Raw genomic sequence first — 341 nt, forward strand, 5'->3', positions numbered from 1 at the left:
TGGATCCCTGCTCCCAATTGTGCGCCAATAGTGAATTCATCTTGAACGTCACCCAAATCAAAGCCTTCAAAGTCATTATCTACAATATACTGAAGACTTGGTCCTGCAAAAATCTTTACCGGACCAAATATTTTTGTACCTACCAGAATCGGAAGATCGATCTTGGAAACCTTATATTCAGCTTCCTTTTGGTTAAATTGATAGGAGCTTTTGGTGGTGGTGTAAACCAGCTCCGGCCTTAGAGAAAATCCAAGGATATTCATCTGGTAGAAAATCCCAAAATGATAACCCATTTTGCTTTCTCCACCTTCTAAAATGTCTTCGCCGGCATTTGAAAAATC

1 pseudogene is annotated in these 341 nt (G+C 39.9%); it reads right to left on the reverse strand.

The features are described 5' to 3' along the window. Positions 1-341: pseudogene (locus HC176_RS18115) on the reverse strand (outer membrane beta-barrel protein); the annotation flags it as partial.

The organism is Tamlana crocina (assembly GCF_012037625.1).